The sequence below is a fragment of the Amycolatopsis sp. La24 genome (genome assembly GCF_029087445.1).
Classification (GTDB): domain Bacteria; phylum Actinomycetota; class Actinomycetes; order Mycobacteriales; family Pseudonocardiaceae; genus Amycolatopsis; species Amycolatopsis nivea.
Genome location: NZ_JARACH010000048.1, coordinates 23337 through 49633, shown reverse-complemented (window position 1 = coordinate 49633; position 26297 = coordinate 23337). Strand labels below are relative to the sequence as shown.

At 70.9% G+C, this 26297-nt stretch carries 28 protein-coding genes; 23 read left to right on the top strand and 5 right to left on the bottom strand.

Annotated elements, in window-relative coordinates; translation table 11 throughout:
• Positions 1-987 precede the first annotated feature (987 nt).
• On the bottom strand, positions 988-2187 hold the full coding sequence (locus PUT80_RS33475) for a helix-turn-helix transcriptional regulator (RefSeq protein WP_101436308.1): 1200 nt from the start codon (positions 2185-2187) through the stop codon (positions 988-990).
• An 89-nt stretch (positions 2188-2276) separates the two neighbouring features.
• Between PUT80_RS33475 and PUT80_RS33470 the strand changes: the two genes are divergently transcribed.
• Positions 2277-2978, top strand: a complete 702-nt coding sequence (locus tag PUT80_RS33470) for a haloacid dehalogenase-like hydrolase (protein ID WP_101436307.1) — start codon at positions 2277-2279, stop codon at positions 2976-2978.
• 63 nt (positions 2979-3041) lie between these two features.
• Here PUT80_RS33470 and PUT80_RS33465 read toward each other — a convergent pair whose 3' ends face one another.
• Positions 3042-3272, bottom strand: coding sequence for a DUF397 domain-containing protein (locus PUT80_RS33465; protein ID WP_043835490.1), 231 nt, complete (start codon positions 3270-3272; stop codon positions 3042-3044).
• Positions 3273-3306: 34 nt separating this feature from the next.
• On the bottom strand, positions 3307-4161 hold the full coding sequence (locus PUT80_RS33460; protein WP_244194628.1) for a helix-turn-helix transcriptional regulator: 855 nt from the start codon (positions 4159-4161) through the stop codon (positions 3307-3309).
• A 505-nt stretch (positions 4162-4666) separates the two neighbouring features.
• Between PUT80_RS33460 and PUT80_RS46345 the strand changes: the two genes are divergently transcribed.
• The 7 genes from PUT80_RS46345 (at position 4667) to PUT80_RS33425 (ending at position 11942) form a co-directional block, all read left to right on the top strand.
• Positions 4667-5119, top strand: a complete 453-nt coding sequence (locus tag PUT80_RS46345; RefSeq protein ID WP_308431755.1) for a hypothetical protein — start codon at positions 4667-4669, stop codon at positions 5117-5119.
• 1287 nt (positions 5120-6406) lie between these two features.
• A complete protein-coding gene (locus tag PUT80_RS33450) occupies positions 6407-6895 on the top strand; it encodes a hypothetical protein (RefSeq protein WP_275294525.1) in 489 nt (162 codons plus the stop codon).
• Positions 6892-7182, top strand: coding sequence for a hypothetical protein (locus tag PUT80_RS33445; RefSeq protein WP_143271389.1), 291 nt, complete (start codon positions 6892-6894; stop codon positions 7180-7182). Before PUT80_RS33450 ends, PUT80_RS33445 begins: the two co-directional genes overlap by 4 nt.
• Positions 7179-7745 carry a DUF6624 domain-containing protein gene (locus PUT80_RS33440; protein ID WP_101436302.1) on the top strand — a complete coding sequence of 189 codons (567 nt, stop codon included), beginning with the start codon at positions 7179-7181 and terminating at the stop codon, positions 7743-7745. The genes PUT80_RS33445 and PUT80_RS33440 overlap by 4 nt, the downstream gene beginning before the upstream one ends.
• A complete protein-coding gene (locus PUT80_RS33435) occupies positions 7742-7984 on the top strand; it encodes a hypothetical protein (RefSeq protein ID WP_101436301.1) in 243 nt (80 codons plus the stop codon). The genes PUT80_RS33440 and PUT80_RS33435 overlap by 4 nt, the downstream gene beginning before the upstream one ends.
• A gap of 475 nt (positions 7985-8459) precedes the next feature.
• Positions 8460-10763 (top strand): tetratricopeptide repeat protein, encoded by a 2304-nt coding sequence (locus PUT80_RS33430; RefSeq protein WP_101436300.1) that lies wholly within the window; start codon positions 8460-8462, stop codon positions 10761-10763.
• Between the two features lie 771 nt (positions 10764-11534).
• Positions 11535-11942, top strand: a complete 408-nt coding sequence (locus tag PUT80_RS33425) for a hypothetical protein (protein ID WP_101436299.1) — start codon at positions 11535-11537, stop codon at positions 11940-11942.
• Positions 11943-11986: 44 nt separating this feature from the next.
• Here the strand turns inward: PUT80_RS33425 and PUT80_RS33420 are convergent, their stop codons facing one another.
• Positions 11987-12637 (bottom strand): prepilin peptidase, encoded by a 651-nt coding sequence (locus PUT80_RS33420; protein WP_101436298.1) that lies wholly within the window; start codon positions 12635-12637, stop codon positions 11987-11989.
• Between the two features lie 219 nt (positions 12638-12856).
• Between PUT80_RS33420 and PUT80_RS33415 the strand changes: the two genes are divergently transcribed.
• From PUT80_RS33415 to PUT80_RS33360, 12 genes are all read left to right on the top strand, one after another.
• The gene (locus PUT80_RS33415) at positions 12857-13426 is read left to right on the top strand and encodes a hypothetical protein (protein ID WP_101436297.1); all 570 of its coding nucleotides are present in this window, start codon (positions 12857-12859) and stop codon (positions 13424-13426) included.
• On the top strand, positions 13420-14439 hold the full coding sequence (locus PUT80_RS33410) for a hypothetical protein (protein WP_167441928.1): 1020 nt from the start codon (positions 13420-13422) through the stop codon (positions 14437-14439). The genes PUT80_RS33415 and PUT80_RS33410 overlap by 7 nt, the downstream gene beginning before the upstream one ends.
• Before the next feature lie 127 nt (positions 14440-14566).
• Complete coding sequence (locus PUT80_RS33405) at positions 14567-15286, top strand: SAF domain-containing protein (RefSeq protein WP_229857923.1); 720 nt, start codon at positions 14567-14569, stop codon at positions 15284-15286.
• Positions 15286-16218: a carbon monoxide dehydrogenase maturation protein gene (locus PUT80_RS33400; RefSeq protein WP_101436296.1), complete on the top strand. Its 933-nt coding sequence runs from the start codon at positions 15286-15288 to the stop codon at positions 16216-16218. Before PUT80_RS33405 ends, PUT80_RS33400 begins: the two co-directional genes overlap by 1 nt.
• Positions 16215-17594 (top strand): ATPase, T2SS/T4P/T4SS family, encoded by a 1380-nt coding sequence (locus PUT80_RS33395; RefSeq protein WP_101436295.1) that lies wholly within the window; start codon positions 16215-16217, stop codon positions 17592-17594. The genes PUT80_RS33400 and PUT80_RS33395 overlap by 4 nt, the downstream gene beginning before the upstream one ends.
• Positions 17591-17722: a hypothetical protein gene (locus PUT80_RS33390; RefSeq protein ID WP_275294524.1), complete on the top strand. Its 132-nt coding sequence runs from the start codon at positions 17591-17593 to the stop codon at positions 17720-17722. Before PUT80_RS33395 ends, PUT80_RS33390 begins: the two co-directional genes overlap by 4 nt.
• Before the next feature lie 2 nt (positions 17723-17724).
• Positions 17725-18474, top strand: coding sequence for a type II secretion system F family protein (locus PUT80_RS33385; protein ID WP_275294523.1), 750 nt, complete (start codon positions 17725-17727; stop codon positions 18472-18474).
• Positions 18471-19364, top strand: a complete 894-nt coding sequence (locus PUT80_RS33380) for a type II secretion system F family protein (protein WP_101436294.1) — start codon at positions 18471-18473, stop codon at positions 19362-19364. The genes PUT80_RS33385 and PUT80_RS33380 overlap by 4 nt, the downstream gene beginning before the upstream one ends.
• Before the next feature lie 65 nt (positions 19365-19429).
• Positions 19430-19624: a hypothetical protein gene (locus PUT80_RS33375; RefSeq protein WP_101436293.1), complete on the top strand. Its 195-nt coding sequence runs from the start codon at positions 19430-19432 to the stop codon at positions 19622-19624.
• A 2-nt stretch (positions 19625-19626) separates the two neighbouring features.
• Complete coding sequence (locus PUT80_RS33370) at positions 19627-20067, top strand: TadE/TadG family type IV pilus assembly protein (protein ID WP_101436292.1); 441 nt, start codon at positions 19627-19629, stop codon at positions 20065-20067.
• Between the two features lie 49 nt (positions 20068-20116).
• On the top strand, positions 20117-21097 hold the full coding sequence (locus PUT80_RS33365) for a hypothetical protein (RefSeq protein ID WP_183126913.1): 981 nt from the start codon (positions 20117-20119) through the stop codon (positions 21095-21097).
• Positions 21094-21564, top strand: coding sequence for a TadE/TadG family type IV pilus assembly protein (locus PUT80_RS33360; RefSeq protein WP_101436291.1), 471 nt, complete (start codon positions 21094-21096; stop codon positions 21562-21564). Before PUT80_RS33365 ends, PUT80_RS33360 begins: the two co-directional genes overlap by 4 nt.
• Before the next feature lie 8 nt (positions 21565-21572).
• Here PUT80_RS33360 and PUT80_RS33355 read toward each other — a convergent pair whose 3' ends face one another.
• Positions 21573-22103 carry a hypothetical protein gene (locus tag PUT80_RS33355; RefSeq protein ID WP_143271387.1) on the bottom strand — a complete coding sequence of 177 codons (531 nt, stop codon included), beginning with the start codon at positions 22101-22103 and terminating at the stop codon, positions 21573-21575.
• Positions 22104-22178: 75 nt separating this feature from the next.
• On the opposite strand from PUT80_RS33355, the gene PUT80_RS33350 reads away from it, so the two are divergent.
• The 3 genes from PUT80_RS33350 to PUT80_RS33340 are packed head-to-tail and all read left to right on the top strand — an operon-like array spanning position 22179 to position 26056.
• Positions 22179-22568 (top strand): hypothetical protein, encoded by a 390-nt coding sequence (locus PUT80_RS33350; protein WP_101436289.1) that lies wholly within the window; start codon positions 22179-22181, stop codon positions 22566-22568.
• A 33-nt stretch (positions 22569-22601) separates the two neighbouring features.
• Complete coding sequence (locus PUT80_RS33345; RefSeq protein WP_101436288.1) at positions 22602-23036, top strand: hypothetical protein; 435 nt, start codon at positions 22602-22604, stop codon at positions 23034-23036.
• The gene (locus PUT80_RS33340) at positions 23036-26056 is read left to right on the top strand and encodes a BTAD domain-containing putative transcriptional regulator (protein ID WP_101436287.1); all 3021 of its coding nucleotides are present in this window, start codon (positions 23036-23038) and stop codon (positions 26054-26056) included. The genes PUT80_RS33345 and PUT80_RS33340 overlap by 1 nt, the downstream gene beginning before the upstream one ends.
• The last annotated feature ends 241 nt before the right edge of the window (positions 26057-26297 follow it).

Below are 26297 nucleotides of genomic sequence, written 5' to 3'. Positions count from 1 at the left end.
GGTGTGGCGTCATGAGCAGTCGCGCCTTGTCCGCAGTGCCAGGTGTGGTTTTCACTGGCGATGAAAGGAAAAGATCTCGATGTGTCACCAATGGTCGCATCTGCCGCGCCTCACTGCTGTGCATTTTGACAGCTAGACGATCGTCGGTCATGGAATTCATCCCCCAAAAGAATGGCCGGTAAGCTACGGCGGATTCAATGACGAAACGGCGCGCCGGGTGTCCACAATTGCGGGGCGCTCGCGATTACTAAGCGGGGTGTCGCACGCGCATCGGCAGCTGGCAAGTCCAGCAAATCCGCGACGCACGAGAACAAGTCGCCGTCGCGCTCCCACGTCACTCCGCCACCTGCGCGCGGATTTCCAACTATCCGCCGTGCCAAGCAATCCTCCGGGCTGCGCATGCGAATCGTGTCCACCACATCGGAGTCCGGGTGCGCATACGATCCAGCAAGCTCAACCAGCTCACCGGCGTGATCGGTCACCGACATGAAATGCCACCCGCGCCTTGTCAACTCACCCAGTGACTGCTCAACTTGCGCCGCCTCGGCGTAAGAATCAGGTGTTGGCACGCCCACCATCTCCCAATGAGCTGCGGCGCGAAAATGCCCGCCCCCCGCCCATGTCGCGACAATTCGCCCGCAGTGAGCGAAAACGACCCACGAAACATTCGAGACGAGGCGACCGACGGGCATGACTGCCCGCCGATGCCCGCGAATCTCGGCATTCGCGAAAACGAATCGTCATAGTCACCCCTTTCGCGCGTCGTTGCTGAGCGTGAGACGGGCGAGACTATGAGCGAACGCAGCGGGCGAAGTGCCACCAAAGTGCCACAATCGATCATCAGAGCATTGTTCGGCCAGAAGCCGATCCCTGCCTACCCGTCCCTCCTGCGTAGGTCCAGTGTCCAAGCGCCAGAAGCACGGTACTGCGGTTACCGGCGGGTAACCCGAACTGTCAGTTCGGGTGCCTTGAGCGACGTGCTTGGTGTCAGAACGGAAGGCCAATTTGGCCGGCGAGGCGGGAGGCTTCGGCCGATACCGATCGTTGGCCGCGCTCGATCGTCGTGCGCAGCAACTTGTGCGCCGTTGGCCGGAACTGCATGTCTTCCGCAGCTTCCGACGCGGCCGTTTCCAGCAGTCGGAGGCTTCGGGCGTAGTCCCGGCGTTGCTGGTAGCCCTTGGCCTGGTCGAGCAGGAACGCGACCCGCCGTTCGATCGAGGGTGAGTGTTGGGGTTCGATGCGTTCCGCGAGACGCAGCCCTTCGGCAGCCTCGCCTGACTCGAGTTCGATGCTGACGGCGTACATGGCCACGTTCGTCGGGCCGAAGGCCGTCCAGCAGGTGTTGCGCTCGCCTGTCTTCTCGGCGAGCGGGCTGGCCAGCCGGAGCCGGTCGCGAGCGCCCCAGGCGTCTCCGTTGCGCACAGCGGCGATAGCCGCGATGAGTAGCAGAGCCCCGGACACGGCCAAGGCATCGAGGTTACCGTTCGCGCGGAACGGGCGGAGCTCGTCGACGGCATGCATGGCGACTGCTTCGGCTCCCTCGGTTTGCCCGTCGGCCAACAAGACCTGGGTCAGGTTCCAGCGAACCCCGGCCAAGCGGACCGGGTCGTCGGCCTCTTCCGCAGCCCGGACTGCGCGATCGGCGACCAGCAATGACAGGTCACCGCGGCCAACTCGCTTGGTGACGGTGCGGACCAAGCAGTAGAGATCCGCTGCCGACCTGTGCGCGGCGCGGCTTCCCGCCGCGTCGGCGCCGCGAAGAGCTGCTTCTGTCTCGCCGATGAGGGTGGGCAGTTGGGCGGTCAGCGCGGTGTAGCGGTGCGGCGATGTTTGCCAGGTTCTCCACGCGTCGAGTACCGCACGGCGCACTTCGTCATTCCCGCGGAAACCCGGTACGGGTGTTGCCGGGCTTACAAGGGCGCGATAGAGGGCGTCCGCAGCGGCGCTGTCAGTGTGCTGCCGAGGTGGCGGCGGCACCACGCCGAGCAGCTCGCCGAGATCGACGTGGAGGACGGTTGCCAGCTCGGCCAGCACGGCGAGCGTTGGGACTTTCTGGCCACGCTCGATTTGGTAGAGGTAGTCCGGTGTGATGCCAGCCAGCCCGGCGACGACCGCCTTGGTTCGGCGAGCAGTGGTCCGGTAGAACCGGATCCGCTCGCCCACCACATGCGCCAGATGATCGCTCATTGCGAAGTTCCCGACCGCCCTCCAGGGTCGCGACCAGGGTAAACGATACTGTCCCGGGCTCGGCCGGTTGGTGGTGAAAGACTTTCTGCATGAGCGCGCCTGAACCGCCCCGAACGCTGGTGCTGTGGGATGTCGACCACACGCTAATCGAGACCCGCGGTGTGGGACGTGCGGTGTACGACCGTGCATTCCGCGTTGCGACGGGCAAACCGCTGGCCAGGCTCGCGGCGATCGCGGGCCGGACCGAGCTCGGCATCATGACCGAGTCCCTGCGCATCAACGGTGTTGACCCCACCAGCGAAGCCGTTGAGCGGCTCACGGCAGCCCTTGTGGCGGGCTACAACGAGATGGCCGACGAACTCGCCACGACCGGTCGAGCGCTGCCTGGTGCTCGGCAGACGCTCGCCGCGCTGGCGACCGATCCCCGCGCCCACCAAGGTGTGCTGACCGGCAATCTCCGGGAGGTTGCCCGGATCAAACTCGAGGTCTTCGGGCTGGCGCGATACCTCGACCTGGAAACCAGTGCTTTCGGTGACGATGACGCCAGCCGCCCACGTCTCGTGCAGATCGCCCAACGCCGCGCCTTCGAACGCCTCGGTGTGCCGTTCGACAACAGCCGCACCGTGCTGATCGGCGACACGCCCCACGACATCCAGGCAGCGCTGACCGCCGGTGTACGCGCGATCGCGGTAGCGACCGGCAAGAGCACCGAAGACGAACTACGCGCGGCCGGCGCGGTCGAGGTCGTTCCGGCACTGACCCCAGACATGATCGAGCGGCTGGTGGCCTGAACACGCCCGGCGCAACGCCGCCGACACGCCTTGCGGAACACCCGGTCGAAGGATCGCGGCCCCTCAGCGATGCTGGAAGAACCCGGACTCGACCGCGCCCACGAAGGCGTTCCACTCGTCATTGTCGAACACGAGTACCGCACCGTCCGGGTTCTGGCTGTCGCGCATGCCGACCGCGTTGCTGGTGAAGGAAAGTTCGACGCATTGGTTGCCGTTGGGATTACTCAGGGGCGACTTGACCCACTCGCGGAAGTCCGTGTCGAGGTGCGCCTTGTTGCCGTTCTGGATATCCATGGCTGGGGAGATGCCTTCCGGTGGTCTTGCGCGGCTACAAGCTGGCAGCGAAGTCGAGCAGGAAGCGCCGCGCCCGCTCCTGCCCGATGGCCGCGGCTTTCTGCTGGTCGAACAGGTCGAGGTAGCGGGCGGTCTTCTTAGCTCCTTCGACGTACTCGCCGCCGTCATGCTTCTCAAGGTAGACGATGCTGACCTGCGGATCCGCCTCATATTGGAACACGGTGTAGTCGTGACTCTGCCCCATGTAGTAACCGATGTCGAACGGGACGATCTGCAGCTCGACGTTGGGCCGGTCGATCACCTCGACCAGGTGCGTGATCTGGGGTTTCATCGCCTCGGGGCCGATGGGTGTCCGCCGTAGCGCCGCCTCGTCGATGATGAACCAGAACTTCTGGCTGGTGTTGTCGAGCACCCGCTGCCGCCCGAGCCGGTTCGCGGTGTCGCGATCGATGTCGTCCTGGGTGGGCGAGGGGCGCCACGCGCGGAACTGCGCGCGCATGTACTCCTCGGTCTGAAGGAGGCCGGGGATCACCATGGCCTGATGTGACAAGAGTTCGTTGCAGCTGGGTTCCATGTCCACCAGCAGCCGCATCTGCTGCTTGAACCGGGTACTGAACGCGCCGCGCTTGGTGCGCCGGTTGCTCTCCGCCTGCAACGCCCGCGCATAGGCCGTGTCGTTGTCATCGGCGCCGTAGAGGTCGAGCAGCGCGTCGAGCTCCATCGCCTTGATGCCGCTGCCGCCCTCGATGTGGGCGATCTTGGACTGCCCGCAGCGCAATCGTTGCGCGGCCTGCTCTTGGGTGACCTCTGCTCGGAGACGCTGCCGTTCCAGTTCGGCGCCGAGCACGATCTTCATGACCGCGGGCGGCAGCTGCTGATGCTGAGTCACGCCATCTCCTTACCGGATCACACTCGCGGCCACCGAGGATGCCCGCCACGTCACCCAATTGGCGGACTATCTAACTTTCATATTCAAATTATAGTCGATGGGTGTCCCGGCAAACACCCAGGACAGAGGGAGCTTCCAGTGGCGACTATTAAAGTTAGCATCGCCGCCGAGGTGGCTATGTCCACCCCCGCACAGTTGAGCCTTGCTGACACTTCAGTGGGGCCGCCGATCGCCGGGATGGTCGTAGGGGCGCTCCTTCTCGTGGGCTGCGTGGCTGGAGCCGGTGCCGGGTGGTGGTATGCCGCCGAGCGGCGGCGCGTGCGCCGCTGCCGAGCGGAGCAACCACCGCTCCCGAACCCCGAGGCGCCGACGCCGACCGGGCTCCATCCTCCCGCCTCCCGGGATGTCGAGACCGTCGCCCAGCCACGCAGCCCCTTCCACCTCCGCACCCGCCGGAAACACGCCGTATGACGACACAAGCCGAGCAACCCCGAAAGGAGGCGCCATGAAACGACGAACGCGCGCAGTACCCCTGCTCACCCTGCTTGCGAGGTTGGGATGGCAGCGGGACCGGCAGGCATGGACGGTGCCGTGCCGGGACGAGCACGGCCGCCGCCGGCATGTCCGGGTGTCGGTCGACGAACGCGGCCCCCAGATCACGTTCGACCAGCCCGGCGCTGCGGTGTTCGATCCGCTGGCCAGCGGACGGCTGCGCGCGGCGCTGCGTGAGGCGATCGAAGTCCACGCGCGGCTTAGCGAGCCAGGCCGGGAGCGGGTGCCCGCACCTCGAAGTCATCCCGGAGCTGCGCCCACGCCGCATCGCGAGGTTCCAGATGGGCGGCACTCGGCGATGACTGCAGGTCGGGTTCGGGTCGTTCTCGGTGAAGACGATGAGGGCGAGCCCAGCGGTCGTCACGCGCTCACGTCGACACCCGTGGCCATATCCGAGGCTGCGTGATGGTCGGAGCCCGTGAAGTACTGGATCGGCGGCCTCACCGGGGATCGTCGCATGGCGCAGGGGGCCGTGCGGTGACCGTAGGGCAGGCCGTCGATGTCGTCGACGTACCGGTAGAGCTGGCGCGGCCCGTGGTGGCCGAACTGACGGCGGGCTGCCTTCGGGGCCCGGTCCTGCGGCGCGGGCCCGGACGGTGGGCAGTACTGACCGCACCGCATCGGCGGGGCGATTTCGCGTTGCCGGAATCGTTAGTGCGAGCCAACGTGCGGCTGCTGCCGGAAGGTTTCACAGCTCTCACTGCCGACGAAGATCTGCGGAGGAGCAAGGAAAGGACCAGGAGACGGCGACTGGGTGGTGCCACCCAGGCAGAACCAACTTCTGCCACCATGCAGCGCGGTCGTCGCGTTGCTGGCACGGGTCGCGCGGGGAAAGGCGCCCTCGTGAGCCGGCACGCCCTCGACGAAGCTCGCGTGCCCGAGCTTCTGCCCAACCTGGGCCCGTCAACCGAGTTCGGCGCCGAGCCCGCTCACTCACCGCCAGACGATGAGGTGTGCGAACGCGCCGTGTTGTTCGAGCAGGTGCTCGAAAGTCTCTATCGGTGGGACACCGACGGGCCACGCCGCACGCAGGCGGAGTTCCATGACTGGTTCACCCCCATGGTGGCGAGCGGTGGACCTTCGCCCGCGGACGAGGCGTCCGCCCCAGCGTCGGAGGCGGGTGATGCTCGGTGTTGAGCACGCATCCGTATCCAGCGGGCGAACTGACGGAGATGCGTTGCGCCGCGACCGACTACGCCGCGCACGGCTGGCTCATCTGCCCTGGTGCCCGGGTTCCGCACCCCAGGCCGGACACCTCCGACGGCCGACCTTCACCCGAGGAAGCCGACCTGGTGTGCCGGGGCGAGCCCCTCTCTAAGGACGAGGCGTTCGACGCGTGGACGGATCGGCCGTGGCCCATTCTCCTGCGCCCGGGCGCAGTGGGAGCGATCGATCTCGGTCCTGGCGATGGCCGGACCGAAGCGATCCTGCGGGACGCTGGGTGTCTCGGGCCGATCTTGGTTGGGCCGGGCCCGCGCTGGCACCTGATCGTCGAACACGCCCCCGACCAAGGGACTCGAGCGATTCAGCCTCCGCGATCGGTGCGAGAGGGATGCCTGCTGCTGCCGCCGAGCCGGGTGCCGTCGTGGATCTCGCGCTGGCGAATCAGCCCGGAGGAGACCGGCTGGTCCTTGCCCGACCACAGCAGCGCGCGGGCCGCGCTGAACGCCGGAACACGAAGGGACTGATGGGCATGTCTGTTGCATGCAGTGCACCCCCGGCATCGGCCGGGGACACCGCAGCGCGGTGGTGCGAGTACTACTGGGCCACGTGCGGGCTTCCTGCCCAGCTCTTGGACGGCAACCGAATCGCCCTGCGCCTCGGTGGGCTGCTCGGCGCAGTCACGATGCCCGCCACGCTGGGCCGGAAGGTCGCGCCCAGCCTGCATGTGCGGGCCATGCCCGCCCCGGCGCTGGTGCACCCCGGTGGAGAACGGTGGACGTTCCTGAGCGGCCCGGGCAGCGCGACGCTGGAGCACATGGCCGCGCTGGTGCCGATGGGCGTCAGCGTGGTCGGGGACGACGCCCTGGTGGTACTGCCGTCGCCGGAGACCGAAGCGCTGGATCTGTGGCGCTGGGTCGATTGGCCCACCCGGGCCGATCTGCCCGCGCAGGCCGCGCTGCTGGCCACCACCCGCGCACTGGCCGCTCCGGTGCCGACCGCTCGATCGGAGACGCCATGACGCCCGCAACCTCGTTCGATGCCGCCGAACCGACAACCGGGATGAGCTGCCGTATGGATGGCGCCGGGGTCGACGTCGCGTCCTGGTGGGCGCTGCGCCGGGCCGCGCGCGGAGCGCTGCGTCGCCACGACGGCGAGTTGTTCACCGACGGGGGCCGGGCGGTGCCGGAGTGGATCGCGCAGGCATGTGCCGAACTGCTCGCGTCCGGCCATCTCGCCGCCGATGCCGATCGGCCGCTCACGCTGACCGCGTCCGGATCGGCGGCGCTGGCAGGCGGACAGCCGTGAACAGGGCGAGCGTCGATCCGGAGCTGGCCGCGCTGCGTGGCGAGCTGATCGAGCGTGCAGCCGCCGATCAGCGCGCCCGCGCCGAGCTCGACCCAGCGGCTCCCACACCGGAGCAGTGGGAGACCGTTCACCTCGTCGACGAGGACAACGTGCGCTGGTTCGCGCCCATCGTGGCGGTGCACGGCTGGCCCGGCCGCCGCACCGTCGGTGTCGACGGCGCGCACGCCGCCTGGGTGCTCGCCCAGCACGCGCCCGCGCCGTACCGGGCCTGCTGGCTGCCGAAGCTGCGCGCCGCGGTCGCCAATCGCGACGCCGCACCCCGCGACCTGGCGTTTCTCTCCGATCGGGTCGCGACCGACCAGCAGCGTGCGCAGCGCTACGGCACCCAGTGGCTGCGGCTCGGCACCGAGGCGGCCGGCCGGCTCTACCCGCTGCACCGTCCGGCCGAGGTCAACCTCGCGCGCGCCGATGTCGGGCTCGCCCCGATCCCCGACGCCGAGATCGCGACCGCCTACCTCAGCTACGACGAGGTCGCCGCCGCAACCAGTGGAGGTTCTCGATGACCACCGTGCAATGGGGCGTCAGCCCATACCATCCCGGACGCGCGCACACCGCCCTGCCCGACACCGACGTCTCCGTGTGCACCCGGCACCTGCACGACGGCCAGCTCGTGCTCGGCTCCTTGAGCCCGCGCCGCCCTGCGAACCTGCGGATCTGCCCGGAATGCGCCGTGGAGACCGTGGCGCTGCTGTTTCCGATCCCGACTCCCTACCCGCGTACTTCCGTCGCGCAAGCGTCATAACACTCAGTAACCCATAAGTAGGACTACTCTGATGCGCTGAGTAGTGTCCCGTGTCACGATTAGCCCGAAAGGTGTAATCGGTTACCCGGTAGTTGCATCCGGCGGGAAGATCAAGGTATCCAGGAAAGATCGGGTGATCTCCCGCCGTCGGGGAGAGGTCTTGCAGTTCGGGACTGGATGAGCTGGGAAATCTCCCGAATGCTGTGAGTGGTGGCTGTCATGCGGGTCTGCAGCGTGACAGCGGCGAGACGCCCCCGGCGAGGGCGTTGGGTAGTGACGGCCTGTCACGGATGGGTCGGTCACTCCGCGTGTCGGCGCGGGACAAACGAATCTCGGCTGTCGCGGTCGTCGCTCCACTGGTGAAGCGGACGTCCGATCCGGTCCCCACAGCCTGCGGCCCCGTCCACGGATGGGACCGGGACGCTTCTACTCCGCCACGGCGGCGGGTCGGGCGTCATCGATCCAGGGGGAGATAGTGACATTGAGGTCCATCAACAGTTTTGCCGAGGCGGTGCATCGGTTGCGCCGTCGGCGGGGGATGACGATCGGGGATATCGCGGCGCGGACCAACTACAGCGCGAGCTACCTGTCGAAGATGCTGCACGGCGCGCGGCCCCTCGCGCCCGCGCTGGTCAGCGAGGTCGACCGCGCGCTACGCGCCGAAGGCGAACTGGAAAAGCTCGCGCGCGAACAGGACGAGGCTCGCCGCCCGCCTGCCCGGCCGATGCAGCTGCCGCCGGCCGCCGCGGACTTCGTCGGCCGCGAGACCTACCTGCACCAGCTCGACGCCGCACTGATCACGCAAACCCGGCCGGGAGCCGCCGTCACCGCCGTCATCGAGGGCGGATTCTGGGTCGGCAAGACCTCGCTGGCGCTGCACTGGGCCGCGCGGGTCCAGGAGCGCTTCAGCGGCGGCTGCCTGTTCGCCGACATGCGCGGGCTAGCTCCAGGCAGCGCCGTGGATCCTGGGGAAATCCTGGATGGCTTCCTGCACGCCCTCGGCGCCGGTATCGACGCGCAGCGGGGCACCATCGACGAACGCGCCGCGCGGTACCGCTCACTGCTGGCCCAGCGGCCCGCCGTGGTCGTACTGGACAACATCGCCAGCTACGACCAGGTACGGCACCTGCTACCCGGCGCGGGCAGCGTGGTGGTGCTGACCAGCCGCGAACACCAGCCCTCGCTGCTGCTGCACAGCGGCGGCCTGCACATCGACCTGCCACCGCTGACGACGGAGGAGGCCCTGACCCTGCTACGCGCGCGGATCGGCGAGGCCCGCGTCGGCGCCGAGCGCGAGGCGGCCGAGGCGATCGTGCGCCGCTGCGGGCGGCTGCCGATGGCCGTGCTCGTCGCCGCCGAGCGCATCCAGCAGCACCCGCACGACTCGCTGCAGGACCTGGCCGACCAGCTCGCGAGCGAGAACCGACGCCTGGACGTGTTCACCTCGTCGGATCCCACGGTGAACATCCACGGCGTCATCGACCTGTCCTACCTCGCGCTCTCGCCGCGCGAGCGGCGGGTGTTCCGGCTGGCCGGCATCATCCCCGCCTCGTTCATCAGCGCCGAGGCGGTCGCCGCCCAGTCCGGTCTCAGCCCCGACGGTGTTCGCGAAACCCTGGATGTCCTGCGCCACGCGCACCTACTCGAAGCGGCGCCGGTCGGCGCCGGGCGCATGCGGATGAACCACCTCCTGCGCGCCTACGCCTACCAGCGTGCCGTGGTCGAAGAGCCCCTCAACGAGCTGGAACGGGCCCACGACCGGCTCCTGCGCTGGTACGTGGCCACCGCGTGGACGGCGAGCAACGCGCTGGCCCCGAACTGGGCGGGCTCCGGGCTCACCCTCGATGTCGAACTCGACACCGCTTTCGGCGTCGCCGCGCCATTCCCAGCTGGCGACTACCACGGCGCGCTGGCCTGGTGCGAGACCGAAGCCGCCACCGCGATCGAACTCGCCCGCCACGCCCGATCCCGCGGTGCGGGAGACGCCGCGTGGATGCTGCCCGCCCTCTTCTTGCCCTACTTCTACCTGACCAAGAACTGGAGCGCCTGGCTCACCGCCAGCACCGAAGGGCTTGCCGCCGCGCACGCCCTGAAGAGCGTCCCTGGCGTCGCTCGCAGCACTCAGAGCGTTGGCTGGGTCCTGCACGAACTCGGACGTACCGAGGAAGCCATCGAGCACCTGCGTCGCGCGATCGAGCTGCAGGCCGAGCTGGGCGACGATCGCGCCCGCGCCTGGAGCGAGTTCGGCCTGGCCGCCGCCTACACCGCCTTCGACCGCCACGACGACGCCAAAGCCGCCTACGAACTGGCCGAGACGCTGTTCGCGCGCGTCGGACTCGACCTCGGCGTCGCCGTCGTCCGCGCCATGCTCTCCGGAACGCACCAGAACCTGGGCAACACCGACGACGCCCGCGCCCTCGCGGAGGACGCGCTCGCCCGAGCCCTCGCGATCGCGCCGAAGCAGCCCGTCGCCAGCCTGGCCCACCACCAGCTCGGCCTGGTCCTGCTCCAGCAGCACCACGCGCGCGCCGCGCTGACCCACTTCGACGCAGCCTTGGCCGTGCGCCGCATCGGCCGCGAACGCTGGGGCGAGGCCGAGACGCTTGTCGCCCGAGCCGAGGCGCTGGCCAAGCTCGGCGACGCCGACGGTGCGCGCGCCTCCTATCGCGCGGCGGGCGCGATTCTCGAATCACTGCAAGACCCGCGCGCGCTCGACATCCAGGCCCAGATCGCCACGATCAACGTCTGCCTGGGCGTCCGCGGCGAGCCCTGCGCCTAAACAAAAGCCGAGGGCGCCACGTTCTCTCGTCTCCGCGACGCCGGGCTCCGGTGTGACACACCCGGAGCCCACTGGAGCTATTCACGTGTATGCCGCTACGCTAAACCGCGCGCACGCCCGGAATAACAGGAAGTATCGAGGCGGACACCCTGCGCCGCCATTTCCTTCGCCAGATGACAATGGTTTTCATCTGGACAAAACGAGCACAAAACGAGCACAAAAAAAGCACAAGATTGTCCTCGGACAATCGAGCTCGACGGGCCCTCGTTGTTCCACTGTGGAGTCATGCGAGCCGAGCCACCTCCCGGAACCATCGGTCCAGTCGGGGGATCGATGGCGTCCCGCGCGGCTTCGCTGGCCGGGGTGACACTCCTCCCCCCAGGTGTCACCCCGGCGCCCGGCATCATGTCCGCGCACCTCATCGCAGGGGAAACATCGGCAGGCCGAAATCTTCCCTTCCGCAGCAGAGCCGTATTTGACTGCCTGAATAGGAATCTGCCCATAGTCGCATTCCGGCATGCGTTGTCTCGTCCGGAAAACCCTGGGGGTCTCTCAATTTCAGCGCCCGTCTCGCGGGCCGGTTCAACGATGGCCCGGACCGTCGGCTCGCTCTGCGGGCCATCGCCTGTAGACGGCCAGCAGCACCCGACTCCGGGAGCCCAGCCGCGCGCGGACCAGGCGGTGCGGGGGCTCGCCAGGAACCCAGCCTTTGCGTCCCCCGCACCTCCACTTCCGCCCTCCAGCCCCCACCGTCTCGGACGGAGCACGCCGATGGTGCACTTCCTCCTCCTTTGCTCCCACACGCGCTGCCTGGACGAGATCGGCGACGCTGAGATCGCCGAACTCGTCGAGAACCCGCAATCCATTCCCCGCTACGTCTGGTGCGACCACTGCGTCACGTGGCAGCCGGTCGCCGAACTCGTCACCGCTTCACCCGCGGCCGACAACGCCAGCGACTCGGGCGAATCGGCCGACACCGAACCCGTCGCCGACGTGAGCGCTGCGGAGGGAAACGCCCACACGGCCCTTCCCTGCCCACGCCTCGAACAGAACGCGGGAACCGCCGACGACGCCGAACCCAGGCCCGGTGCGGACAGCGCGGACTCGCCCGAGCCCTCCACACGACGCACCACCGGACGACACCGCAGGTTCTCCCGATCGGAGCAGTACGCGCGATGACTCCACTCCTCTACCGCACGCAGTCCGTCACGGCGAGCACAGCGCTATCCGCTGACCAGAACCATGACCAGCGCACCGGCCAGAAGGCACGGACCGAACGGCACCACCGTGGCGCCGTTGTCGGCACGCTGGCGGGCGCCGGGCACGGCGACCGCAACCAGGGCGAGCACCGAGGCCGCCAGCAGCGCCCCGGCGACCTGGGGCCATCCGCTCCACCCGGTCACCAGCCCGACCACGGCAGCGGCGCTGACGTCCCCGGCGCCGACACCCCCGCCCGTGGCCACAGCCAGGACCAGGAACAGCACGCCCGCCGCCGCCAGCGCGGCGAGCGCCCGAACACCCGGCGCGGGGTCGTGGCGTGCCAGGCACAGCACCCCGAATCCCACCAGGACGCCGGCCAGCTGCGGCCACATCAACGCCCGGGGCAGCCGATGCTCGCGCCAATCGATCACCGCCAAGGGGACCGCCAGCACGGCCACGAACCCGTAGACGGCGAGTTCGCCGCGGGCTCCGACGCGCCAGCCCAGCAACCCCAGGACAGCGGCGGTGAGCACGGCGCCGAGCCACCACGACCCGGCCAGCGCCCGCTCGCCTCGCAGGAACCGCCGGGTGAGCCCGCTGGCCGCCGCGCCGAGCACCAGCCCGACCGAGGCGGCGCCAGCGGTCCACCACCAGCTGCTGGTTGTCAGCTGCACGACCCCTCCGGCCCTCGCGTGATCACCCTGTACGCCATCCTGCCCGCCTGCTCCTGGGCCCCACCCGCACTCAACCCAACGGGTGAACTTCACCCCGGAGCGGCTGCCCGGAGCATCAACGCCACGAAAGTCGGTCTTGGGACGAGCCCACCACCGGGGTGTATCACGGTGTGGCCTGCCCACGCTGACCAGCGATCGTCGACGAAATGGGGGACCGTGATGACCCACCACCGCAGCACCCGCCTCGCCCTGGCCGCCCTCGCCACCGCGACCGGACTCGGACTAAGCGCCTGCAGCTCAGACAACGGCGCGGCCCCGGCCTCCTCAACGCCCACGCCGCCGCCCGCCCCCAGCACCACGGCCGCCTCGCCCGCCGACATCGCCAAGCAGAAGGCCACCGCCGCCTACTTGGGCTTGTGGGAGGACGTCGCCGCCGTGGCGACCACGTCCGATTGGCAGTCGCCCCGGCTGGCCGACCACGCCACCGGCGACGCGCTGTCGGTGCTGTCGCGCCAGATGTACGCCGATCACTACAACGGCCTGATCACCAAGGGAAAGCCCGTCAACACCCCGGTCGTGCAGTCCGTGGAGCCGCAGGACGCACCCAAGACCGTCATGATCCGCGACTGCTCGGACGCCACGAACTGGTTGAAATACCGCGCGGACAACGGACAACCCGCCGACAACGAGCCAGGTGGCAAGCACCTGATCAACGCCGAGGTGAAGCTCGCCGTCGACAGCTCCTGGCGGGTGACCCGGTTCGCTGTGGAAGGAACCGGAACATGCTGACCGCAAGACGACTGGGCACCCTGACGATCTTGACCTCCGCCGCGATACTCGTGAGCCTCACACCCGCGCTGGCCGGCGACTGGTACGGCGACGTCAACTGCGGCCAGAACTCCTACGCCGGATGCGAACTCGGCGCGGGACAACGCGGTGGCGGCAAGCCCGCACCGCGACCGGGACCGCGCCCCGGCGAACCGAAATCACAAGCCGGGAGCCCGGACACCCCAGCCCCTCCACCCGGCGACCGGATCGTCGGCGGCGACGACAACAAGGCCGATTGCTCGTATGTGCGCAGCGACTACCAGCCACCGGCCAACGGAATGCAGACGGTCAGCTACCACCCACGGCCCTCGCGCTCCGGCGGTGTGCAGTTCGTGTCGCTATCCCGTTCGCGACCCGAAGCCATAGTCCTGGCGCAAGCTCCAGAACAGGGCGGCGGGTGGTACGTCTACCAATGTTCCGGCCAGGGCATGCGCGACGCCCTCTACCGGGCACCGGTATGGATCCCCGACGGTCAGGCACCGGGTGCGGCGCCCTTGCCCTCGCCGGAGGAGCTGGCGGAGCAGGCGCGGTCGCAGCTGCGGTTACCGAGTCCGGCGATCGTGTCGAGTCCGGCCGGGACGCAGCTGGTGCGACTGCCGACCTGGTTGTGGTTGGACCGCGCGATGTGGCAACCGCAATCGGCGACAGCGTCCGTGCCAGCGATATCGGTTACTGCTACCGCGACCCCGACCTCGGTGTCCTGGGCGATGGGTGATGGCAGCACCGTGACCTGCATCGGGCCAGGCACCCCATTCCCCGCTCACGGTGATCCGCACGCGTCTTCGCCCGATTGCGGCCACACCTACCAACAATCCTCGGCCGGTGCCCCGGGCGAGCGGTTCCCGGGCACGGCGACGGTGTCGTGGCGGATCACCTGGTCCGGCGGCGGGGCCGCGGGGACCTTCCCGGACATGACCACCAGTGCCGCGGCGTCCTTCCGGGTCGCCGAAGCCCAGGCCCTGGGCACCGGATAGGCCGGAATGTCTTTTCCCAACTGAATTAGTCATTTTCGTTTCTTTCCTTTCCTGACCGCGTATTCGCGGCGGCATTTCTCGCCGGATGAATACGTGGTGCGGGCGAGCTATGCCTGGAGGACTTCTCGTGACCAGCACCGACACTCCCGCACGCGGCCACAACGCGACCGGTGAACCCCGGCCGGTGTCGTGGCTGGACCGTTCCGGCTCTCCCGCGACGTCAGCTCCGCGCCGCGGTCGCCGCAGGCGGCTGCCGCACCTGGTGACCGGGGTGCTCCTGGTCGTGCTGTGTGTCGGGGGCGCGGTGTGGTGGACCACCAGCACCCAGGACCGGACGCCGATGCTGGCGCTGGCGAAACCGGTCGCGCTCGGGCACGTGCTGACGCCCGCGGACCTGCGCAGCATCGACGTGTCCGCCGCACCGGGCGTGGCACTGATTCCGGCGGACCAAGCGGCCAGCGTGGTGGGGCGGCCGATGGCGACCAGCCTCGGGCCTGGAGCGCTGCTGACCCCGGACGCGGTGGGCGGTGCCGCGATCCCGGCGGCGGGCCGGGCCGTGGTCGCGGTCGGCGTGAAGCCCGGGCAGTTCCCGCCCGAACTCGCCGCCGGAACCCCGGTGACCGTCGTCGTCACCGCCGCCACCGCGGCGGGAACCTCGACCACCACCGCGCAAGGCCAAGGCCCGGGTACGTCCTGGCGGGCCACCGTCGTCGGCGTGTCCCCGGCGGGCACGGACCAGACGAGCGTGGTGTCGCTGGACCTCGACACCGGGAGCGCGTCGCAGCTGGCGCAGGTCCCGGCCGGTCAGCTCGCACTGGTGATGCAACCCGCGGGCGGTGGCCGCTGATGCTCATCGCGTTGTGTTCGGTGAAGGGCTCGCCGGGAGTGACCACCCTGGCCGTGGCCCTGGCCGTGAAGTGGCCGCAGACGGAGAACACCCGCCGTCTGGTCGCCGAGGTCGACCCGGCCGGCGGCGATCTGGCGATGCGCTTCGGCCTGCCCGCGAGCCCGGGGCTGGTCAGCCTCGCCGCCGCCGCGCGCCGCACCCGCGACCCCGCGGTGGTGTGGGAGCACACCCAGGCCCTGCCCAGCGGCGCCCGCGTGCTGCTGGCCCCGCCCGGCGGCGCGCACGCCCGCGCCGCGCTGTCCACCCTGGCCACCGCCCCGGACGGGCCGCTGCTGCCCACCGTCGCCCGCGAACCGGGCGTGGTGGTGCTCGCAGACTGCGGGCGCGTCGATCCGGGTTCCCCGGCCGAGGCAATCGCGCGCCGCGCCGACGCCCTCGTCCTGGTGACCGGCACCCAGGGCGACGACCTCGCCCACACCGCGGCGCGCCTGGGCGAACTGGCCCGCTGGACCCCGCGCCCGGGCCTCCTGCTCACCGGAGACGGCTACCCGACCGCCGATGTCGAGCGCGAGCTGGGTGTACCGGCGATCGGCCGCATCCCGCACGACCCGGCCGCTGCCGCCACCTTGACCGGGCACCGGCCACCACCGGCCCGCCGCCGCGGTAACGGCGGCCTCGCCCACCAGGCCGCAGCCCTCGCCCGCACCCTCGCCGGACCCGCCGCCCCAGCCGCCCCGCCGTCGGCGAACGCGCCGGGGGCCGTACCAGGCGTGCCCGCCCAGCAGGTGCGCCATCAGCCGGGCGGCGGCGTCATCACCCCGCCCGGACCGGCACCTCACCCGCCGCGCCTGGTGCCCACGCCACCGCAGGTCAGCGATCCGCATCGCAACGGCCATCAGCCCAGCACCGCAGGGAAGGAGCCACCCGCATGACCCGCACCGACTACCCAACAGCGCCCCCTACCGCGCCCGGCGGCCCGGAGGACGCCGAGCACAGGCTGCGCGCCTGGCTTCGGCAGGCGCTGACCACGGACCTGCCCGGCCGGGTCGAGGCCGCCACCCGCACCAACGATGGGCCGTTGCCCCTGGCGCGGCGCCGGGAGATCGGCCGCGAGGTCCTCGACACCGCGGTCGCCGCGCACAGCGAGGCCGAACTCCTCGCCGGGCGCGCCCTGGTCGATTCCGCGACCGAGCAGCGGGTCGTCGACCAAGTCCTCGACGAGGTCTTCGGCCTCGGCGGACTGCAACCGTTGCTGGCCGACCCGTCCGTGGAGACGATCGCGGTCAACCGCTACGACCGGGTCTTCGTCCAGTACAGCGACGGCCGCCGCGCCCAGGTCGCCCCCGTGGCCGCCTCGAACGAAGAACTCACCGACCTGATCCGCACGCTCGCGGCGCGCGCCTCGTCCGAGGAGCGCCGGTTCGACCGCGGCAGTCCCGCGCTGAACCTCCAACTGCCCGGCGGCGAACGGCTCTTCGCGGTGCTCGGCCTGACCGCGGGCGGGGTGACGGCGTGCACGATCCGCCGGCACGGCTACCTCACCGCCACCCTCGCCCAGCTCCGCCGCCGCGGCACCCTCGACGTCGGCCTGGAACGGTTCCTGCGCGCGGTCGTGCGGGCCCGCAAGAACGTGCTGAACACCGGCGGCACCGGCGCCGGCAAAACCACGTTGCTACGCGCGATGGCCGCCGAAATGGACCCCATGGAGCGCATCGTCACCGTGGAGGACGCATTCGAGCTCGGCCTCGGCCTCGACCCCGAGCTGCACGCCGACGTCACCGCCCTGCAAGCCCGCGAACCAAACGTCGAGGGTGAGGGCGCCATCGATCAGGCCGAACTCGTCCGCTGGGGGCTGCGCATGTCTCCGGACCGGGTGATCGTCGGCGAGATCCGCGGCGCCGAACTCATTCCCGCGTTCAACGCCATGAGCCAAGGTAACGACGGGTCCATGGCCACGTTGCACGCGTCCAGCTCGAAGATCGCGTTCACCCGGCTCGCCTCCTACGCCGCGCAGAGCCGCGAGCGACTACCGCTGGAAGCCACCGCCCTGCTCATCGCGTCTGCGGTGCACTTCGTGGTGCACCTCGACCGCGCGACCGACCGGACAACCCGGGTGATCGCCTCGATCCGCGAGGTTGTCGGCGCCGAAGACGGATCGGTGATCTCCAACGAGGTCTACCGGCCCGGCCCCGACGGCCGCGCGGTGCCCGTGGCGGGGGCGCTGCGCGCGGACACCCTCGACGACCTGGTCGCTGCCGGGTTCGACCCGGACCTGCTGAGCCGCCCGGAGGGGTGGTGGACGCCATGAGCCTCGACACCACCACCCTTCTCGCCGCCGTGCTCGGCTTGGGGGCCGCCGTCGGCGTGCTGCTGATCGTGGCCGCCGGGCGCCGGCCCGCGGCCAGGCAGGCGACCGGCGTGCGCTGCTGCGCCTGACCGTGGCCGTCGGTACGGGCGTGCTGACCGGAGCCGTCACCGGATGGATCGTCGGCGCGGTGCTGGCCGCCGCCGCGGTGTGGTTCCTGCCCCGGTTGGTCGGCCCGGATCGCGCCCACCGGCGGCGGGTCGCGCGGATCGAGGCGATCGCGTCGTGGACGGAGATGCTGCGCGACGTCCTGTCCGCCGCGGCGGGACTCGAGCAAGCCATCCTCGCCACCGCCCCGCTCGCGCCCGCGGCCATCCGCAGCGAGGTCGCCACGCTGGCCGCGAGGCTGGAAAGCGGCCAGCGCCTGGCGCCGGCGCTGCGAGCGTTGGCGCGCGAGCTGGACGACCCGACCGCGGACCTCGTTCTCGCCGCCCTGGTCCTCGCCGCCGAGCACCAGGCCCGCCAGCTCGGCGACCTGCTCGGCTCGCTGGCCACCACCGCCCGCGGACAGGCCGCGATGCGGATGCGCGTGGAGACCGGCCGGGCCCGGACGCGGACCTCGGTGCGGGTCATCGTCGCCACCACACTCGCCTTCGCCGCCGGGGTCGTGGTGTTCAACCGCGCCTACCTCGACGCCTACAACACCGCCACCGGCCAGATCGTGCTGCTGCTCATCGGTGCCCTGTTCGCCGCCGGGTTCGCCTGGCTCGCCCGGATCGCCGCCAGCGGCGGGCAAACCCGGGTGCTGGCGCTCGACGCCCCGGACGTGACCGGAGCGCCTGACGGCGACGAGGCGACGGTCAGCGGAGGTGAGCGCTCATGATCCCCGCTCTGCTGTTCGGCGCCGGGGCTGGTGCCGGTCTGTGGCTGCTGCTGACCTGGGCCCTGCCACCGGCCCCGGCACTGAGCGACCGGCTCGCCCAGGTCAGCGCGCGACCACCGGCCACACCGATCGTCCTCGCGGCGGACGCCGCCTGGGTGCGCAGCTGGGGCCGGGTCTTCGTCCCGGGCCTGCGCATGCTCGGGCTGCCCGGCACGAAGATCGAGGCCGATCTGCGGGTCACCGGCCGCGGCACCGATACCCACCTGGCGTCGAAAGCGCTGCTCGCCGTGGCCGGGCTGCTGGCGCCCTGGCTGCTGCAAGCACTGCTGGCCCTGGGCGGGCTGTCACTGGGGGTCGAGGTGCCGCTGCTGGCCGGGCTCGTGCTCGCCGCCCTCGGCTTCCTGACCCCGGATCTCGACGTCCGCGCCAAGGCCACCCGGCTGCGGCGAGAATTCCGCGACGCGCTGTCCGCGTTCCTGGACCTCGTCTGGATCACCCTCGCTGGAGGCGCCGGGGTCGAGGCCGCTCTCGGCGACGCCGCGGCCGTCGGAGCCGGGCCGGCGTTCGACAAGATCCGCCGCGCCCTGCACGCCGCCCAGCTGACCCGCACCACCCCGTGGAACACCCTGCGCCAGCTCGGCGAGGAACTCGACATCACCGAACTGTCCGAACTCGCCGCCTCGATCTCCCTGGCCGGGACCGAAGGCGCCCGCGTGCGCGCCTCGCTGGCCGCGAAAGCCCAGGCCCTGCGGACCCACCAGGTCACCGACGCCGAGTCCGACGCACAGGCCGCCACCGAACGCATGGCCCTGCCGGTCACGTTGCTGTTCCTCGGCTTCTTGGGATTCATCGCCTACCCCGCGGTAGTCCAAGTCCTCAATGGACTCTAGCCCACCCAGCATCCCTCCTCGCCACCGAGAAAGGCATTGCACCACAAGGGAAAGAAGGCGCCACCATGTTGCACTACATCCGTACCCTCTGGGAGCTGACGCGCACGCGTATCACTCTGTTGCGCGCTGACCCAGAGCGCGGGGAGATCACCACCACCGTCATCGTTACCGCCCTGATGGCCATCGCCGCGATCGCCATCATCGCGATCATCGTGGCGAAATTGACGCAAAAGGCGAACTCGATCAACCTCGGCGGCTGAGGATGCTCACCAGAGCCGCCCGTACTCGCGCCCGCGCGCTGGCCGAGCGTATCCGGCGCGCGCTGCGCGGCGACCGGGGCGAGGTCACCGTCGAACTGGTTATCGCGACCCCGCTGTTGCTGCTGGCGTTGCTGGCGATCATCCAGTTCGCGGTGTGGTCGCACGCCACCCACGTCGCTCAGGCCGCCGCCTCCCAGGCCCTGGCCGCCGCCCGGACCCAGGACGGCACCACCAGCTCCGGGCAGGCGGCCGGGCAGCGCCTGCTCGACGACCTCGCCGCCGGACCCCTGCGCGAGCCCCAGCTCGCGGTGTCCCGCGGTGCGGCCTCAGTGTCGGTGAGTATCCGTGGCGAGGCCGCCACGGTCTTGCCCGGTGTGCACCTGCACGTGCACGCCGAAGCCTCCGGCGAGATCGAGCGTTTCATGCCCGACACCGCGCCCTAGTTCCCTTGTCGCAGCAGCGATCTCGGCGACCGGCCGAAAGGAAAGCCTTATGAAACACCATAAACCGCCTGACGCGGTGATGCCGGTGCGCGCGGCGACGTTCCCCGACGGGCCGGATTCGGTGCTGCTCAACCCTGATATCCCGCAGGCGCGGTGGCGTGGTGAGCGTGTCCGTGCGGGACTGCGTCCGCGGATTGTCCTCACCGGACTGGCCGGGGCCGCCCTGGCGGCGCTTGCGGCGGCGTCCGGCAGCGGGTTCGCAGCGGTCTTCGCACTGGGTGCCGGAGGTCTCGCATTGGGCGTGAGCCTGTTCGCCGGCTGGTACAGCGCTGCCCGCGTGCTCGCCGACCACCGCCACGGCCGGGGCAGCCCGTGTCGGCTAGATCGCGTGCGGGGCGAGTTTTTCTTCCGCAGCCGCGATTTCACCGACCTCGGCACCGCCAGCTACGCGGTGCGGACCCTGATCGCAGGGGTGGGCGAACTGCACTGCGGCCCGGCCCGGGCGTGGATCGACCCGGGTGTGCCGCGTGAGGTGCATCGGGTGGCGTGGCAGGCGTTGTGCTGCCTGGACCGCACGCGCGCCGCCCGCGACCTGGCTCACGAACTCGCCGACGATCCCGATTCCGCGGTCGGCGAGCTGGCTGCCGCGGCACGCGAGGCGGTCACGGTGATCGACGACGCCCTGGACGAGATCGTCCGGCACGTGCACGGCTGCCTCGTGCTGACCCGCGCCTGGGAGGCGAAACTGCGGCACGGCGAACTCGCGGTCCGCACCGACCACATCCTCGCCGCTTTGCCCGGCGACGCCGAAGTCCGGCGGCTGTCCGAGGCCGCGGAAGCGTTGCCGCAGAACGTGTTCGCCTACATCACCGCCGCCCGCGACATCACCGGCACGGGAGCGTTCCCGTGGAAACGGCCGCCCTCGTCGTGGTCGCGACTGCTCCGCATCCTGCCCCGCGGGCTCAGCCGCGGCGCAGGATCCGGGACGGCACCGGCGCGGCGAGTCCAGTCAGGAGAGGGGCTGTCGTGACCGGGCGCGCGCCGAAGGCAACGACGGTCCGGTGGCGGCGGTGGTGGGCCGCTGAGCGCGGCTCGGTGACGGCCGAGGCCGTGCTGGTGACACCGCTGCTGGTGATGCTGCTGGTGTTCCTGGCCGTGGTGGTGCATCGCGGCGTTGACGCCCGGTTGCGGCTCGACGACGCCGCACACCAGGCCGCTCGCGCGGCCACCCTGCAACGCAGCCCCACGGCCGCCACCACCGCGGCCCGCGACACCGCCAGCGCCGCGCTCGCGCAGGCCGGGCTGGTCTGCCGGGGCGTCACCACCACGATGTCCGGCTCGCTTGTGCCCGCTGGGGCGGTGACCGTGCGGGTGCGGTGCACCGTCGACTTCGGTCAGGCGCTGCTGCTCGGCGTGCCCGGCGGGAAAACCCTGGAATCGACCGCCAGCGAGGTCGTCGACACCTACCGGTCCTGGCGCCAGCCGGGGGGTGCTTGATGGTCGGCTCAGCGCGCGAGCCAGTGCCCCGGGACGCAGGCGCGGAGCTGGGCACCGGTCAACGTCCGATGCTCGAGCAACCCCGTGGCGACGCGGCCGATCTCGGTCCAGTGCCGGTCGATCAGGTCCCCCGCGATGCCCGCCCACAAGTCAGGTCGCCGAGCGGCGAGTCCGTAGGCGCGGCGGGCTTCGGCGATCACGGCGAGGTCGTCGTGCCCGCCGTGCAGGTAGGCGTCGAGGCGGACGTCGTCGTCGGTCACGTCGTCCTCGCGGAGTCGTTCGGCCGCGCCGGTGGTGTCGAGGACATAGCGTGCCTGGGCGAGCGGTCCAGCGTGGGCGACGACCGCCAGCGCGGACAGATCGACCCGACGAGGCCGGACCGCGGTGAACCCGGCCCGTCCGGCGGTGCGGGGCCGCAGCGTGACGTAGCGCAGCGACCGGCCCTGCAACAGGTAGACGACCGCGTGTCCGGCCTCGTGCCAGGCGGTCAGGCAGTCCTCACTCGCACAGGGCGATTCCTGCGTCTCGGGCGCGGTCACGCGGCCCATTCTGCTCACCCCGTCGGCCCGTCGCGCACCGGCGTTCCCCGGTGGTGGCGTGCTGAGGAAGGCCGGGTGACCGCCTTCGTGCTCGCGCTGCTGCTCGGGCTGCTCGCCCTGACCGGCCTGAGCCTGGACGGCGGCCTCGCCCTGGCGAGCAAGGTCCGCTCCGGCGGGCAGGCCGAGTCCGCCGCCCGCGCCGGCGCTCAAGCGCTCGACCTCGCCGCATACCGCGCCAGCGGCGTGGTTCGGCTCGATTCGGCGCGGGCCCGGGACCTGGCGCAGCGGTACCTGGCCAGCGTCGGTGCCACCGGCACGGTGCAGGTGGCCGGGGACACGGTGACGGTCGAGGTCACCGCCACGTATCGACCCCAGCTGCTGTCGCTGGTCGGGATCGACGACATCCATACCCACGGGCGGGGTGCCGCCCACCCGCAGCGCGGTGTCAGCGGCATCGAGCCCTGACCACGGCTGCGCCATCACGGAAGGAGAAACGGCATGGTCACCTCGGAAGAAGAGATCGCCCGCCGACTTCAGGAACGAGACTCCGAACGCAGCGCGCGCCGCGCCCAGGTGGCCACCACCGTGGGCGAGCTGGCCCGCCGGCACGCCGAGCTCGCCGGGCAGCTCGCCGACCTCGAACGCGAGCTCGGCGAGGTCCTGACCGCGGCGGGCGAGGTAATCGACGTGCCCGAGCTGGCCCAGGTCACCGACGTCCCAGTCGACGACCTCACCCGCTGGCGCGACCAGGCCGCCAAGCCCGCCCGCGGCGGCAAGCGCAAGCGCCCGAGCGCGAAGAAGAACGACGCTCCCGGCAAGGGCACTCAGGCCGCCACCGCGACGCGTGCCACACGTCCCGTGGCACCGGCATCGGCGGCACCTGCACCTGAGTCCGTGGCCGACGGGGTAGCGGTCGGCGCGGCGAGCAGCTGATGGTGCCGTTGCCCCGGGCGAGGATTGCGCGCGTCGTGCGGCTGCTGGGCCGTGTGGCGCGCGGCCTGCTCGCGGTCATCCTGCTGGCCGCGCTCGTGGCTGGTCTTCCCGTAGCGCTGATCTGCGGCGTGGGATGGCCCTTGCCCGACCATTTGCCGAACCTGGACGAGATCGGGTCGGTGTTGATGGCGCCGATGTCGACACGTTTTCTGCTCGACGTGCTCGCCTGCCTGGCCTGGCTGATCTGGCTCGTGTTCGTCCTCGACGTCGTGGCCTGTGCGGTCGAGGTCGCCCGGGGTGCCCGGTGGCCGGAACTGCGACGGCAGACGGGTCCGGTGCGGCGCGTCGCGGCCGTGCTCGTCGGCGCCCTGCTGGTCGCCGTCCTGGGCCGCACCGCCACCGCCGCACCCGCTGCCCCCGCCGAGGCCGGGCGGCCCGTCGGCCACGCCCCGGTAGTCGCGACCGCGCCCGCCTGGACGACGGCGGTCGCCAGCGAGCACACCGGCACCCCGCAGTCCCGAACCCAGCCCGCGGCCGAGCCCGGAACCGAGCGGGTCCGGCCACCGGAGGGTGGAGTGCACGACTCGCTGTGGCGGATCGCGCAACGCTGTCTGGGCGACGGGGACCGGTGGCCGGAGATCTGGGCGCTCAACGAGGGCAGCCCCCAGCCCGGCGGACGCGTGCTGACCAACCCGCACCTGATTCACCCCGGCGACACCCTCCGCCTCCCCGCGACCAGCCCACCGCCTACCCCGCCTGCTTCACCACCGGCACCCCCGGAACCGACGCCCACGAGCCCAGCTCCTGCCGCCGAACCAGCACCGCCGGCGCCGAGCACGACCACGCCACCTCCCTTCACGCCACCTTTCTCGGAGCCCGCCCCGGCCACTGCGGATCCCGCCGCCGATACGGCGGCCGACGAACCCGCTGGGGGCGCGGTGACCTGGGGCAGTGGCGAGGTGTTCGTCAGCCTGGGCCTGGCGGCGGCGGTCAGTGCCCTGCTTGTGCTCGCGCGACGGCGACGCCACGCGCGCTACCGGCCCGGCAGCGGCCAGCGTGACGACGACCTGCCCGTCGCGCCCGTGGTGTACCAGCTGCGCCTGGCCCATCTACGCGCCCAGCATCACGACGAAGACATCGAACTGGAGGCCGAGACCGACGAGCCGGGCGACACCGCGGCCGACGACCCGGCCACGCACGAGGACCAGTCTGAACCCGTCCGCTCCGGCGCGGCATCGCGATCGAGGCGCGCGGAAACCGGGACCGAGGGCCAGGTGCGGGTGCTCACGCCGCGCGTCCGGCGAGTGATCGGCGCCGCCACGACCCCCGGCACCGACGGCGGACCGGCGGAGCCGCCGTCAGTCGTGGATATCGCTCTCGACCCGACCGCGCCCGGTGCTGGCGGCGAGACCGTCAACGCCGACGCGGGCAAAGGGACGCAGGTCGCGTTCGACCAGGCTCGCGTGCATGGCCTCGGCCTGGTTGGGCCTGGCGGCTACGCCGCGGCCCGCGCCCTGCTGCTCACTCTCCTTACCGCCACGCCCGACGGCGGATCGGTGCCGAGGGTGTTCGTGCCCGCTGCCGATCTGGCCCGGCTGCTCGGCGTGCCAGGGCCCGTCACGGGCCTGCCGGACACGGTCACCGTCGTGGCCGACCTGGACACCGCACTGACCGCCCTCGACGCCCCGCAACCGTCCCGGCCCGCCGTCCTGATCGCGACGCCGCCCCGCGAGCCGGACCAGCAGGCGCGGTTGCAGCAGCTGCTCGACAACAACGGTCAGCACGGCCTCACCGCGCTGCTGCTCGGCCAATGGCGTCCCGGGGTGACCGCCTACGTCACCGCCGGCGGGATCATCTCCGCGACCGACCCCGGCCTCGGCGAACCCCTGCGCGGCACCTGCGCCTTCACCCTGCCCGAGACCGCCACCCGCGACCTGCTGGCCTTCTTGCGCACCGCGCAGCCCCGCGACGACACCAGTGGCGTCAGCGACGCCGCCGAACCTCAAGGCCACGCCCCTGCGCCGCGCCAAGCGCCGACGCCACCAGAGGAGGGTGCTCCTTCCCCTCTGGAGCACACCGGAGACGGCCCTGATCGTCTGGAAATCACTTCGGGTCCACCCATACCGGAACCGGCTCCCGCCGAGGCCAGCGGCGAACCCGACAGCGAACCGCGCCCGCTGCCGCCACGGACGGCAGATACGGGCCTGGGGAAGCCCGCACCGCTGGTGTTGACGGTGTTCGGCGCCCCAGCTCTGCACTGGCGGCCCGATCCCGCCCGATCCGAGGACACCCGCGACCTGTCCGGCGAATTGAGCAGCCGCCCGGTCGAACTGCTGGTGTATCTCGCGGTCCATCCCGGAGGGGTGTCCCGGGACGGGATCGTCGACGCCCTGTGGCCCGACGAGCCGCCCCGCAATCCCGCCAGCGTGCTGCGCACCGTGCTCTCCCGGATTCGCCGCGCCCTTGACAGCGCCACCGGCCGCGCCGTCGGCGAGCTGGTGGTGGCCGAGCACGGCCAGTACCGGCTCGACCCCGCGGTGGTGGAGGTGGACTACTGGGGCTTCGCCGAGGCGGTTACCGCACGCCGCACCGCCACCACGTCCGAGCGGCGGACCGACGCCTACGAGGCGATCGTGACGCACTATGGCGGACCGCTGGCCGAGGGCCTGGAGGCGGAGTGGCTCGTCGCCGCCCGGGAAGCGACCCGCCGCGACGCCCTCGACGCCGTGGCCGCGCTCGCCCGCGCCCGGGTCGCCGACGACCCCGACTACACCCTGGACCTGCTGGAGACCGCGCGGGCATTCGATCCGCACAACGAGTTGCTCTACCGCGACATCATGCGCCTGCAGCACGCCCTCGGCCGGCACGACGCGATCTCCCGCACCCTGACCCTCCTGCGGACCCGGCTGGGCGAAGTCGACGCCAAGCCCACCGCAGACACCGTCGACCTCGCCCAGCGGCTACGCGCCCGCGACACCGGCATACCGGTCGGCGACTTCTCGCGATCCACGGCGCCATGAATGAGCGCACCGACGGTTCTCGATAACACCTCGCCGAAACGGAAATCGAGGCACGATTCTCGTGCGATCGAGGCAATTGCGCGGAACAGCGAAATACCTCGATTTCGCGCCGCGATCCCGTTCGCGCCGATGCTAGCGTCGACCGTAGTAGCACCATCGTCGAGGCCGAAGAAAAAGAATCCCGTGGACGCGACTCTGTATTCCACGACAATGCCGACACTGTTACTCGTCGAGTGTTGTG

What these genes read in the sequence shown, in the direction of transcription:
- PUT80_RS33450 (WP_275294525.1), top strand. Translation starts at nt 6,407, where the DNA reads ATGTCTGTTGCATGCAGTGCACCCCCGGCATCGGCCGGGGACACCGCA.
- PUT80_RS33400 (WP_101436296.1), top strand. Translation starts at nt 15,286, where the DNA reads ATGCTCATCGCGTTGTGTTCGGTGAAGGGCTCGCCGGGAGTGACCACC.
- PUT80_RS33345 (WP_101436288.1), top strand. Translation starts at nt 22,602, where the DNA reads ATGGTCACCTCGGAAGAAGAGATCGCCCGCCGACTTCAGGAACGAGAC.
- PUT80_RS33390 (WP_275294524.1), top strand. Translation starts at nt 17,591, where the DNA reads ATGAGCCTCGACACCACCACCCTTCTCGCCGCCGTGCTCGGCTTGGGG.
- PUT80_RS33395 (WP_101436295.1), top strand. Translation starts at nt 16,215, where the DNA reads ATGACCCGCACCGACTACCCAACAGCGCCCCCTACCGCGCCCGGCGGC.
- PUT80_RS33370 (WP_101436292.1), top strand. Translation starts at nt 19,627, where the DNA reads ATGCTCACCAGAGCCGCCCGTACTCGCGCCCGCGCGCTGGCCGAGCGT.
- PUT80_RS33410 (WP_167441928.1), top strand. Translation starts at nt 13,420, where the DNA reads ATGCTGACCGCAAGACGACTGGGCACCCTGACGATCTTGACCTCCGCC.
- PUT80_RS46345 (WP_308431755.1), top strand. Translation starts at nt 4,667, where the DNA reads ATGAAACGACGAACGCGCGCAGTACCCCTGCTCACCCTGCTTGCGAGG.
- PUT80_RS33470 (WP_101436307.1), top strand. Translation starts at nt 2,277, where the DNA reads ATGAGCGCGCCTGAACCGCCCCGAACGCTGGTGCTGTGGGATGTCGAC.
- PUT80_RS33435 (WP_101436301.1), top strand. Translation starts at nt 7,742, where the DNA reads ATGACCACCGTGCAATGGGGCGTCAGCCCATACCATCCCGGACGCGCG.
- PUT80_RS33365 (WP_183126913.1), top strand. Translation starts at nt 20,117, where the DNA reads ATGAAACACCATAAACCGCCTGACGCGGTGATGCCGGTGCGCGCGGCG.
- PUT80_RS33375 (WP_101436293.1), top strand. Translation starts at nt 19,430, where the DNA reads ATGTTGCACTACATCCGTACCCTCTGGGAGCTGACGCGCACGCGTATC.
- PUT80_RS33380 (WP_101436294.1), top strand. Translation starts at nt 18,471, where the DNA reads ATGATCCCCGCTCTGCTGTTCGGCGCCGGGGCTGGTGCCGGTCTGTGG.
- PUT80_RS33465 (WP_043835490.1), bottom strand. Translation starts at nt 3,272, where the DNA reads ATGGATATCCAGAACGGCAACAAGGCGCACCTCGACACGGACTTCCGC.
- PUT80_RS33475 (WP_101436308.1), bottom strand. Translation starts at nt 2,187, where the DNA reads ATGAGCGATCATCTGGCGCATGTGGTGGGCGAGCGGATCCGGTTCTAC.
- PUT80_RS33445 (WP_143271389.1), top strand. Translation starts at nt 6,892, where the DNA reads ATGACGCCCGCAACCTCGTTCGATGCCGCCGAACCGACAACCGGGATG.
- PUT80_RS33415 (WP_101436297.1), top strand. Translation starts at nt 12,857, where the DNA reads ATGACCCACCACCGCAGCACCCGCCTCGCCCTGGCCGCCCTCGCCACC.
- PUT80_RS33340 (WP_101436287.1), top strand. Translation starts at nt 23,036, where the DNA reads ATGGTGCCGTTGCCCCGGGCGAGGATTGCGCGCGTCGTGCGGCTGCTG.
- PUT80_RS33425 (WP_101436299.1), top strand. Translation starts at nt 11,535, where the DNA reads ATGGTGCACTTCCTCCTCCTTTGCTCCCACACGCGCTGCCTGGACGAG.